At 49.9% G+C, this 12,205-nt stretch carries 5 protein-coding genes; 4 read left to right on the top strand and 1 reads right to left on the bottom strand.

What is annotated here, in order from left to right:
• The first annotated feature begins 175 nt into the window (after positions 1-175).
• The 4 genes from D3H65_RS26885 (at position 176) to D3H65_RS26900 (ending at position 11,338) form a co-directional block, all read left to right on the top strand.
• A complete protein-coding gene (locus D3H65_RS26885) occupies positions 176-4,990 on the top strand; it encodes a DUF3320 domain-containing protein (protein WP_119053260.1) in 4,815 nt (1,604 codons plus the stop codon).
• A gap of 186 nt (positions 4,991-5,176) precedes the next feature.
• Complete coding sequence (locus tag D3H65_RS26890) at positions 5,177-7,516, top strand: PSD1 and planctomycete cytochrome C domain-containing protein (RefSeq protein WP_119053261.1); 2,340 nt, start codon at positions 5,177-5,179, stop codon at positions 7,514-7,516.
• A 41-nt stretch (positions 7,517-7,557) separates the two neighbouring features.
• Positions 7,558-9,003 carry a DUF1501 domain-containing protein gene (locus D3H65_RS26895; protein ID WP_119054676.1) on the top strand — a complete coding sequence of 482 codons (1,446 nt, stop codon included), beginning with the start codon at positions 7,558-7,560 and terminating at the stop codon, positions 9,001-9,003.
• Between the two features lie 193 nt (positions 9,004-9,196).
• Positions 9,197-11,338: an FN3 associated domain-containing protein gene (locus D3H65_RS26900; RefSeq protein ID WP_119053262.1), complete on the top strand. Its 2,142-nt coding sequence runs from the start codon at positions 9,197-9,199 to the stop codon at positions 11,336-11,338.
• A 305-nt stretch (positions 11,339-11,643) separates the two neighbouring features.
• Here D3H65_RS26900 and D3H65_RS26905 read toward each other — a convergent pair whose 3' ends face one another.
• Positions 11,644-12,117, bottom strand: a complete 474-nt coding sequence (locus tag D3H65_RS26905) for a hypothetical protein (RefSeq protein WP_119053263.1) — start codon at positions 12,115-12,117, stop codon at positions 11,644-11,646.
• Between the last annotated feature and the right edge of the window lie 88 nt (positions 12,118-12,205).

The following is a 12,205-nucleotide window of genomic DNA, read 5'->3' on the forward strand; positions in this document are numbered from 1 at the left end:
TTCTTCCCAAACAATCTTACCTTGGAAGAGCAAAAGGGCACCACCATTCCCATCATTTTTAGACTAATTCACTCATCCCGACCAACTTCTACATTTATTAATTTATTACTTGTGCTACAGCCAGTGCTGCCAACAGCCCTGTATCCTGTTTTATCCGTATTTTTCATCCCGTTTTATGAGTGAAACCATATTGAACAAGCTCGAAGCTTCGCGTAAAGAATTGCTGGACCTGGGCCTGCGCAATCCCCTGTTGAATTACAAAATGCCCGCTTCCCGCGGCCTCCAGATTGTACAGGAAAAGTCAGTAGCCGTCTATGATATACTCGTGCGCCAGGGTAAAGCCATGACCTTTCTCAGCAAGCCTGCCAAAGAAGACAATAAACCCGTAAAGGATAATAATAAGAACGGAACAGCTATTGAGCTCTTTCCCGAGCCAGCCGTCAGTGCCCTGCCCGAACACGAGGTCAACCTGCTGCCCGCACAAAATGCAAATGGCTTGCCTGCATTGGCTGAAGACAGGCTCCCGGTACTGGAAGAAGAGACCCTTCCCGAACCAGTTTCAGAAGAGGCTTACACCGATACAAAACTGCAGACCAACGAAACCGATATCAACCTCCAGCGCAGGTTACTGAATACCTACTACGATGCCCGCACCAGCATAGAAGAACAAGGCGTCAATATCCTGTACCTGTCCCTGGGCATGTTGCATTGGTACGATGCCGATAACAGCCAGGAAATTCGGAAAGCTCCGCTTGTATTAATACCCGTGAGCCTTGACCGATCCAGTGCTCGGGAGCGCTTTCGCCTCCGCTACACCCTGGAAGAAATGGGAGCCAATATATCCCTGCAGGCGAAAATGAAAGCCGAGTTTGGCATCATTATTCCCGATATGCCCGAGCCCGAAGACTTTGACATCAATGCATATTTCGATGCCATAAATACCGCCATTGACAAAGCCCCCCGCTGGAAGATCGAACACAACCAGGTGGAACTGGGATTTTTTTCCTTCGGGAAATTCATGATCTACAATGATCTTGACAGCAACAAATGGCCTGCCGATAAGAAACCTGCCCTCCATCCCATTGTCATCAACCTGTTTGAAAGAGGCTTTGGCCATGAAGGAATAGGTATTCCCGAAGACGCACACATTGATGAAGATACCAATGCCCATCAGCTATTCCAGGTAGTGGACGCCGACAGTTCACAGCTCCTGGCCATGCTGGCTGTAAACGAAGGCAGGAACCTCGTCATACAAGGTCCGCCCGGTACCGGCAAATCGCAAACCATCACCAATATCATTGCCAATGCTATTGGCCAGGGAAAGAAAGTATTGTTTGTAGCAGAGAAAATGGCTGCCCTGGAAGTGGTAAAACGCAGGCTCGACAATATCAACCTCGGCGAAGCCTGCCTCGAATTACACTCCCACAAAGCCAATAAAAAAGAATTACACCAGGAGTTGCGCCGCGTGCTCGACCTTGGGAGGCCCACCCTCCAGCAGCTACAGCAACATGTATCCTTGCTGGAAACCCACAAAGATGAGCTTAATGCCTATTGCTATGCCATCAATTCACCCATCGCCAATAGCGACCTCACCGCCCACCAGGTTATTGGTTATTTGTTACAGATACACGACCATACACGCAATCGGCCAGTAGAAAAGATACCCCTGGCAGATATAGACAACTGGGATGCCGAACGCATGAAGCGGGCTGAAGCATTTTCCGATAGAGTGCAGGCCAGGTTAAAAGAGATTGGTGTGCCCGCCAACCTCCTCTTCTGGGGTAGCCGCTTACTCGTCCTGTTGCCACATGAACAGGAAGTGCTGTTAAAGTCATTCCAGCAAGCCGAAACCGCTACAAAAGAAATAGCAGCGACTGCTGATCAATCAGCCCCACACATTGGCGTGGCCGTTCCCGTCAACCACGAAGAAACGGTGGCCCTGGCCTCCATCTTCAAGCTGCTTTCCCTGAAGCCTGCTCTGGAATCATGCGCCATCAAGCATGAAGCATGGCTATTGAACCAGGCCGATATAGAAGAACTGCTGCAAACGGGCAAGCGCCTTGCCGCATTACGTGAGCAATACAACGATATTTTTATTCCTGAAGCCTGGCAGCAGGATGTCATGGAAATAAGGCAAAACCTCCTGGCCCATGGGCACAAATGGTACAGGTTCATCATCGGTGCTTACAACAAAAGCAATAAACAACTAGCGACCTGCTGTAAAACATCTTTGCCTAAAGACAATAACAGCAAACTTCAATATGTAGATGCCATCCTGGAAAGTAAACGCCTCGAAGCTACTTTGCAGGAACACGATGCCCTGGCTGCTGAACTCTTCGGCCGGCGCTGGCAAAAGCTAAGGTCCGACTGGGCTGCATTGGAAGCGGCCAACCGTTACCTGCTCATCGTGCACAAACAGATCGCCACAGGCACCTGCCCCAGAATTGTATTGGACTACCTGGAAAAACACGAAGACCCTGCTATCGCTAAAAAGCACCACGATGCCTTGATGGCCAAAGCAGACCAGCATAAAAATGCCACTCAGCAGGTAGTCGCCAAACTGGCCCTCGATGAGGCCCTGCGTTTTGGCAACAAGACCTTATTGCAACAAACGTTTTCCGGGCAAATAACCTTGCTGCAGGATTGGCAAAATGGCATAGCAGCCATACACCAGGCCATCCTGTGGAATAGCCTTACTGAAACAGCTGCCACAGAAAACCTGCAATCCCTCATCCATACTGCCACCCATTGGCCGCAGGCAAAAGACCTGCTCACCATGTCTGTGCAGAAAACCTGGTATGAATACCTGTTGGAGCAAGCCATCATGGATAATCCCGCCCTCCGGAAATTCGAACGTGCCAGCCACGAAGAAGTGGTACAGCAGTTTCAGCAAACAGATCGGCTCAACCTGCAATACAACCGTGCCCGCGCCGCTGCCCGGCATTGGGAAAACATGCCACGTCTCGAAGCAGGTGGCCAGGTCAATACCCTGCGTACCGAGTTCAATAAAAAGTCACGCCACAAACCCATCCGCAAATTGGTGGAAGAAGCCGGGCTCGCCATACAGGCCATCAAACCAGTATTCATGATGAGCCCCCTGTCCATTGCTAATTTCCTGCCACCGGGTTCCGTGGAGTTTGATATCGTCATCTTTGATGAGGCCAGCCAGGTACGGCCCGTGGAAGCATTGGGCGCCATCCTGCGCGGTAAACAGGTAGTGGTGGTTGGGGATACCAAACAGTTGCCGCCTACCAGCTTCTTCGATTCGCTGACCAATGAAATAGAAGATGAAGACAATGTAACAGCCGATCTGCCCAGCATATTGGGTATGTGTGATGCGCAAGGCGCCCCACAGAGAATGTTGAGGTGGCACTACCGTAGCCGGCATGAATCACTCATCATGCTGTCCAACCATGAGTTCTATGAGAATAAACTCGTCATCTTCCCCAGTCCCGGTTCAAAACACCGGATGGGTCTGGTATTCCATCACCTGAAAGATACCATCTACGACAGGGGCAAAACAAGGACCAATCAAAAGGAAGCGGAAATAGTAGCAGAAGCTGTACTCGAGCATGCACGCCGCTCACCAAAACTGAGTTTGGGCGTAGCAGCATTCAGCAGCGCACAACGGCAGGCCATTCAGGATGCACTGGAAACGAGAAGAAGAAAACATCCCGAACTGGAACCATTCTTCACCGCCCATGCTGATGAACCCTTCTTTGTGAAGAACCTGGAAAATGTGCAGGGCGATGAACGTGATGTGATCTTCATCAGCATAGGTTATGGCCGTTCTGCCGATGGTGTGGTGAGCATGTCATTTGGCCCCCTCAACAACGATGGGGGAGAGCGCCGCCTCAACGTATTGATCACCCGGGCTAAGCTGCGCTGCGAAGTATTTACCAACATCACAGCCGATGATATCGATCTTAGCCGTACCACCCGCTACAGCATCCAGGCCCTGAAGAGCTTCCTGTATTTTGCACAACATGGAAAATTGTACCTGCCCCAAAAGATAGAAGGCCTGCCCGCCGATAGTCCTTTTGAAGAAACAGTGGCTGATAAGCTAGCCGCTCTTGGTTATACTGTAAGAAGGCAGGTAGGTTCCCGCGGCTATTACCTCGACCTTGCCATTGTAGATGAAAACAATCCCGGCAGGTACATACTCGGCATTGAATGCGATGGCGCTGCCTACCATGCAGCCCGTTCCGCCCGCGACAGGGATCGTCTGCGTCAGCAGGTACTCGAAGCCATCGGTTGGCGCATCTATCGCGTATGGAGTACCGACTGGTTCAGGAACCCTGAGCGCGAATTAAAAAGACTGGTAGAAGCCATTGAGCAGGCAAAAACATTACAACACATCGATGACGATGTATATGAAGAAGAAGGGGATGTGATAGAGCCAGTTGTCCTGGAACGTGAAGAGATCATGGAGCAAGCCACAGATATTCCGGCTTATGAATTAGCAAAAGTACCCCCCGATATCGCTTCCCTGGAGATCCACCTGCATTCAGTGGGCAAACTATCCATCTGGATCGAAGAAATTGTAAAGGTCGAAAGTCCTGTCCATTTTGATGAAGTAGCCAGAAGGATGATTGAAGCCGCTGGCATGGCCAGGGTAGGCTCCCGTATCCGTGATGCCCTCCTGCAGGCCGTTAAATATGCCGAAGCCAATAAATGGATCAGGGTCAGCGAGGACTTTCTCTGGCACCGCGAAATGAAACAGCCCCAGCTTCGCGACCGGAGCAAACTTCCTGCGCCTGTCAAAAAACTCAAATACATTGCGCCCGAAGAATTTATCCTTGCCATTGAAAAAGTAGTGCGCGGGTCAATCGCTATTCAACCCGAGGCCGTAGTGCCCCTGGTGGCCCGCCTTTTCGGTTTTGGCAGGGTTACCGAAGAAATGAAAGCCGAAATACTCGGCATGATCGGCAGAAGCCTGCAGCAAGGCCATATTTACCAGGAAGGCGACTTTTTAAAAGCAATTAATTAAACTACTTTTTTAGGCAATCGTTTGCAATGGGAAAAGCATGTTTGCAGACTTTTTAACAGCGCGATCTGTGACGGATTTGCCCGTTTTTTTAGTTAACTTACGATCAGGGTGGGTCGCCTTCCAAAGGCGGCTCACCCTGGTCTTTGTCGACCGGAAAAAAGGATTCCTGATTTCAATATTGCCTGTATGATCATCACCGATTGTTTCCGCCGGTTCAAGTGGCTATGGATAGCCTGCACCCTGTGTTTGGCTATCATGATAGCAACACTGGCCTGTAACCCAAAGGCCTCCTCAGGCAAGGTTGCCGGAACCATCAGCTACAATTTTCACATTCGCCCCATTCTTTCCGATAAATGCTTTGTGTGTCACGGGCCCGATGCCAATAAGCGTGCAGCCCACCTGCGCCTCGATAATCCCGAATCTGCTTACGCACCATTAACAGAAACCAAAGGCGCCTTTGCCATTGTGCCCGGCAAGCCCGATGAAAGTGAGCTCTACAAAAGGATTATCTCCACCGATCCCGCCTACCAGATGCCGGCAGCAGAATCACACCTCGGATTGCTGAATGAACACGAGATCAGCCTCGTCAGGAAATGGATCCAGCAAGGTGCCAAATACGAAAGACACTGGGCTTTTATACCTCCTGTAAAGGCTGCTCTGCCCGAAGTAGACAACCAGCAATGGGTAAAGAATGAATTGGATAATTTTATCCTGGCAGCCATGCAGGAGAAAGGGCTTAAACCCAACGAAGAGGCCGATAAAGAACGACTGCTCAAACGCGTGGCTTTCGACCTCACCGGACTTCCCCCCACCATGCAGATGATGGATGATTTTATCAACGATGCCAGTTCCAATGCCTATGAAAAGATGGTAGACCGCCTGCTGGCAAGCCCTGCCTACGGAGAGAAGATGGCCGTCCATTGGCTCGACGTAGCCCGCTATTCAGATTCTTATGGCTACCAGGACGATAATATCCGTACACAATGGGCCTGGCGCGATTGGGTCATCCATGCATTCAATAAAAACCTTGCTTACGATCAGTTCCTGACCTGGCAAATTGCAGGCGATCTGTTGCCCGACGCTACCAAAGAACAAATGCTGGCCACCGGCTTTTTCCGCAACCACAAGTTTACTGAAGAAGGGGGTGTTATACCTGAAGAGTACCGCGTGGAATACAACCTCGATAAAACTAAGACCTACGGTAAAGGCATCATGGGCATTACCATCGAATGCGCCCAATGCCACGATCATAAATACGACCCTTTCAGCCAGAAAGACTACTACCAGCTCTTCGCTTTTTTCAACAATACAAAAGAAGTAGGATATGAAGGCGATGTTACCCAGTCGAAGCCCGCAAAAAAGCCTGTCCTGCAAATATCGCAGGACGAAAGACAACAACTGCTCAACTTCATCAATTATAAAGATACCGGCAGCCTCTTTGTGTCTGTAATGGGGGATAATGATACCCTCCGTAAAACCTATGTATTGAAAAGAGGCTCCTATGATGCCCCATCAGTGGAAGTAAGCCCTGCGGCAGTGAATGCCGTCATGCCTTATGATACTACCCGGTATCAGCGCAACAGGTTGGGCCTCGCTGCCTGGACCGTCAACAAAAATAATCCCCTTACTGCACGCGTATTTGTAAACCAGCTATGGCAGGAGTTCTTTGGAAAAGGCATTGTAAAGACCACTGGTGATTTCGGTATGCAGGGCGAGCTGCCTTCTCATCCGGCCCTGCTCGATTGGATGGCCATTGATTTCATGGAACACAAGTGGGATATCAAAAGGCTCGTAAAACAAATGGTGATGAGCGCTACTTACAGGCAGTCCACCAAAGTTACTCCTGACAAGCTCGGCATCGATCCCGACAATATTTACCTCTCCCACGGGCCCCGCAACAGGCTCCCGGCAGAATTTATCAGGGATATGGTGCTCGCCAGCAGTGGATTGCTCATCAATACCATCGGAGGTCCCAGCGTAAAACCTTACCAGCCCAAAGGTTTGTGGGAAGCAGCTACCTCCGGCAGGGGTGTATTGGCCACCTACCAGCAGGATCATGGCGAACAATTATACCGCCGTGGTATGTATACCTTTATCAAGCTCACCGTGCCGCCTCCTTCCATGCTGATATTTGATGCCAGCAACCGTGATCAATGCGAGGTCAAGCGATTAAAGACCAATACCCCCTTGCAGGCCCTCATTATGATGAACGATCCCACTACCCTCGAAGCTTCCCGTGTACTGGCACAACAGCTTGAGGCGCAAAGCGGATCTGCAAAAGATAAAATAGCAACCGCCTTCCGCCGCATCATTTGTCGTAAGGCATCCGATAAGGAACTGCAGGTATTGCAATCTTATTACGAGGAGCAACTGAAACTGTTCTCACAAAAACAACTCGATGCAGCAAAGACCTTAAAAGTGGGCGAATACCCGGGCAACGATAAACTTGATGCCAATACCTGTGCTGCATTAATGAAAACCGTCAATACAATTTATAACCTGGAAGAAGCCATCTCCAAATCATAGGAGAAAGCCCGGCAGCAATGCCCCGGTTTAAAACATTGGATATGAAAAAAGAAATACTGGAACATGGACTCAGCTACAACCGCCGCAAGTTCCTGTCCAGGCTCAGTCTTGGCATAGGTAGCGTGGCCCTGGGGTCATTATTGATACCAGACCTTTTTGGTAAAGATCCTGAAGAGGCCATCATAGCAGGCCTCCCCCGTTTTGCACCCAAAGCAAAACGCATCATCTACCTGTTCCAGAATGGCGCTCCATCTCAATTGGACCTGTTCGATTACAAGCCCCTCCTCCAAAAGATGCATGGCCAGGACCTCCCGGCAAGCATCCGTATGGGCCAGCGCCTGACAGGCATGACCAGCGGCCAGGAGCATTTTCCACTGGCAGGTTCCATCTTCCGGTTTGACGAGTACGGACGGGCAAGAGCGCATATCAGTGAATTACTCCCTTATACAGCAGGGGTGGTAGACGATCTCTGTATCATCAAGACATTGTATACCGAGGCCATCAACCACGATCCCGCACTCACCTTTTTTCAAACAGGTGCACAGGTGGGCAACAGGCCCAGCATGGGCGCCTGGTTGAGTTATGGATTGGGCAGCGAGAATAAGAACCTGCCGGCATTCTGTGTGCTCCTGTCCAAAGGCAAGGGCAATGGTCAGGGTGTTTATGGAAAACTGTGGACCAATGGTTTCCTCGATTCCATGCACCAGGGTGTACAGTTCAGCAGTGGCGAGAATCCCGTGCTCTACCTCAACAATCCCGAGAGCATGGACAAGGCCGACAGGCGAAAGATGCTGGATAAAGTAGCCGAGCTCAATGAAGCGTCTTACCAGGAGTTTGGTGATCCTGAAATAAAGGCCAAGATCCAGCAATATGAAATGGCCTTTCGCATGCAGACCGCTGTGCCCGAAATTACCGACATGAACAAAGAGCCCGAATCCATCATCAAGCTCTACGGCCCTGATTGCCTGGTGCCCGGCTCCTATGCCGCCAATTGTCTGCTGGCCCGCAAGTTGAGTGAAAGTGGCGTTCGCTTTGTACAATTGTACCACCAGGGTTGGGATGCACACGATAACCTGCCCGGACAGATAAAAGGACAATGCAAGGATGTGGACCAGGCCAGTGCCGCCCTGATTACTGACCTCAAGCAGCGTGGTCTGCTCGATGAGACCCTGGTCATTTGGGGAGGCGAGTTTGGCCGTACCAACTACTGCCAGGGCAACCTGACCAAAGACAATTATGGCAGGGACCACCACCCCCGTTGTTTCACCGTGTGGATGGCTGGTGGCGGCGTGAAGCCCGGCGTGTATGGCGAAACCGATGAATTTGGTTACAACATAGCCAGCAATCCCGTGCATGTGCACGACTTCCATGCCACCATTTTGAACCTGATGGGCCTCAACCATGAGCAACTTGTTTTCAAGCACCTTGGCCGCCGCTATCGCCTCACCGATGTCGCCGGCAATGTGGTCAAAGACCTGATTGCGTAATTGCCTGAACAGGGTGGGTCGCCTTTCAAAGGCGGCTCACCCTGTTCAGGCCGTCGTCCCGACCTATGGCCGGGATGACGTCTATTTCAAAGCCTCCGGCTTTATTGCCCCGTAGGGGCTACCGCTTTGTAGCAAACGATCGTGTTAAATGTATTTTGCCCCATAGGGGCAACCCTTAATTCGCCGCAGTAGCATGAAATTAAAAAAAGGAATTGCCGTATCCCTCTTACCGCTCAACGTATTGCTCCTGTTCTTCCTATGCTTCAGTAGTAAGATCGTTGTCCCCGCATGGCTCCAGGTTCCCGGACGCACCCATCCATTGCTGCTCCATTTTCCCATCGTATTGATCTTACTCTATGCCGCATGGATATGGTTGGCGCCCCGTGACATCAAAAGCGCTCCCTGGTATAAAACCATGGCCGAAGGCCTGCTCATAGCTGCTGCTTTCACAGCCGTGCTTACCGCCTTGACCGGATTCCTGTTGTCAAAAGAACAAGGATATGAAGAAGGTACAGTAGACACCCACAAATGGCTGGGCGCTACCCTTTCTTTCCTGCTGTATATAATGTATAGCTTCCGCGAAAAGATACGATCCTCTTTGCTCCTGAATACCGCGGTGCTGGCAGTGACCGTGTTATTGGTGCTGGCCGCTCACCTCGGTGGTACCATTACCCATGGACAAAACTTTGTGCTGGCCCCTGTTACCCCCGATAAGCAAAAACCAGTGCCCCTCCTCGAAGAAGCAGTGGTATATGCCGATATTATTGAGCCCATCCTGCAGACCAAATGCATGAGCTGTCACAACAGCAGCAAGTCAAAAGGTGAACTGATCATGGAAACCAAAGAAAGCCTACTCAAAGGCGGGAAGAGTGGTGTATTGTGGGATACTGCAAAAGACGATCTGGGACTGCTGCTACAACGTGTCCATTTACCCGTAGAGGCAAAAAAACACATGCCTCCCATTGGCAAACCCCAACTCTCTGACTTCGAAGTAAGCCTCCTCAAAGCGTGGATCAGGGGTGGGGCTTTATTCGACAAAAAGGTGATGGAGCTGCCCGACGGTGATACCCTGAGGACACTGGCGGCCACCATGCTCCGTACTGCCGAAGAAGAAACCTATGATTTTGAAGCGCCGGATGATAAGCAGGTAAAACAGTTGAGCAATAACAACCGTGTCATCACGCCACTGGCTGCAGGTTCACCTGCATTGATAGTGAGTTTCTACAACCGTGCCTTCTATAATGCGAAGGAGCTAGAAGCATTAAGTCCCATCGAAGCGCAGATCGTATCGTTGAACCTCGACAATATGCCCGTGAAAGATGAAGACCTGGCCATCATTGCCCGGATGAAAAACCTGCGTAAGCTTAACCTCAACTTTACAACCATTACGGGTAATTCATTGGCCGAACTAAAGAAACTCCAACAGCTTAAAAGCCTATCACTGACAGGTACAGCAGTGAAGGCCGAACAGGTAAAAACACTTCAGGCCCTGCCACAGTTAAAGGCTGTTTACGTTTGGAATACCGGCATCAATGACCAGCAGGCTGCGCTGCTGCAGCAGGCTCATCCTGCCGTTCATTACCATACAGGGTTTAAGGATACCGCTACTTTAAAGATCATTCCGCCTGTGATTGAAAATGAAGACCAGGTGATCACAGGCCCCGTGCCGTTAAAAATGAAACATTATATAAAGGGTGCAGAGATCAGGTATACCCTTGATGGTAAGGATCCCGACAGCGCCACTTCCCCCATCTATGGTAAGGAAGTATTGTTGCAGGAAACCAGCCTCGTAAAAGCCAGGGCGTTCAAGCCAGGGTGGATAGGCAGTGAAGTGGTACAGCAGCGTTTTTTCAAATCAACCTTTAAGGCTGATAGCGCCGTCATTTCACCCGATCCTGATCCCAAGTACAGGGGTAAGGGGGGCAATACCATTATCGACCTGGTAAAGAGCGACCTCAACCATGGCAATGGAAAATGGATTGGCTACCATGGTCAGCAGATAACAGCTACTTTATTGTTTGATCAACCTAAGCTTATCGGCAGTCTCTCTATCAGTATGATCAGGTCTGTGAATGAACACATCTTCACACCGGCATCCATTCAGGTATGGGGTGGTAAGGATAAAGACCATTTGTCGTTGTTGCAAACCCTGCGCCCGCCGCTACCGGATAAAGAAGACCGTAAAAAGGAAAATGTCTTATTGGATAGCCGCTTCACGCCTAAAGAAATGGGCTGCATTAAACTCGTGTTTACACCTATTGCCAATATTTCCGGGTGGATCAAAGATAAGGGCGCCCAAAGCTGGCTCTTCATCGATGAGGTCTTTATCAATTGAAAAAAGTATATCAGATCAACTGAAACAACCAACCACATCAATTGAAAAAGCAGGCCACTTGCCAGCCTGCTCTTCATGCTATATTCTGTTAAACTGACGCAAGTCCACAGTTATCGCCACTTCCCTCTTTGTCATTGTCCCTCCCTTCCTTGTCATCGTCACTCCCTTTCTTGTCATCGTTACTCCCTTTCTTGTCATCTCGAACGCAGCGCAGCGAAGTGAGAGATCCGCTATCGAAGCAAACGCCTAATCGAAGCAAAAGATTCAAAGCAAACGGCTCGTAGCTCGCAGCTCATAGCTCGAAGCTATTTCCCCGCCGTCTTCCCATTTCCCCCTACCACAATTGCTGCCAACACCTGGCCATTGGGAAGTTCTTTGGAAGAATAGAACAGTTGCAGTTTGCCTTGCTTGTTCTTTTGCAGGTCCAGGATATCACCCACTTTACAATTCATGGTTGATTTGGCCGTCTTGCCATCGCCAAAATGCCATTCCTTCAACGTCTTGCCTTGCTCATCTTTGATCGCAATACTCCTGTCTTTGCCCGGCTGGCCGCAATGACTGTAATAAATACTTAGCTGGTCATTGTAATTGGCCTTGCCCAGCTCAAAACTTTTTGTGCCTTCTTTCATGGCTACATGTTGTTCAAACACCAGTTTGTTGTTCAGAAAAATACTGAAGCTATCGCCTCCACGGTAAGAAGAAAAGGAAAATAAAGTGGCACATACCGCCAGCAACGCCAATGTTTTGGCTGCTATACCGTGGCTGTTGTTGAGTTTCATAAAAGCTATTTTTGAAGTGAATAATTATAGTACACCACAAAAAAACAGCTTAACCAGGCCCCATAATAATTACTTTGACGAACCAGTT

The organism is Paraflavitalea soli, assembly GCF_003555545.1.
Taxonomy (GTDB): domain Bacteria; phylum Bacteroidota; class Bacteroidia; order Chitinophagales; family Chitinophagaceae; genus Paraflavitalea; species Paraflavitalea soli.

Coding starts and splice junctions, on each gene's coding strand:
- D3H65_RS26885 (WP_119053260.1), top strand. CDS start 176: ATGAGTGAAACCATATTGAACAAGCTCGAAGCTTCGCGTAAAGAATTG.
- D3H65_RS26890 (WP_119053261.1), top strand. CDS start 5,177: ATGATCATCACCGATTGTTTCCGCCGGTTCAAGTGGCTATGGATAGCC.
- D3H65_RS26895 (WP_119054676.1), top strand. CDS start 7,558: ATGAAAAAAGAAATACTGGAACATGGACTCAGCTACAACCGCCGCAAG.
- D3H65_RS26900 (WP_119053262.1), top strand. CDS start 9,197: ATGAAATTAAAAAAAGGAATTGCCGTATCCCTCTTACCGCTCAACGTA.
- D3H65_RS26905 (WP_119053263.1), bottom strand. CDS start 12,117: ATGAAACTCAACAACAGCCACGGTATAGCAGCCAAAACATTGGCGTTG.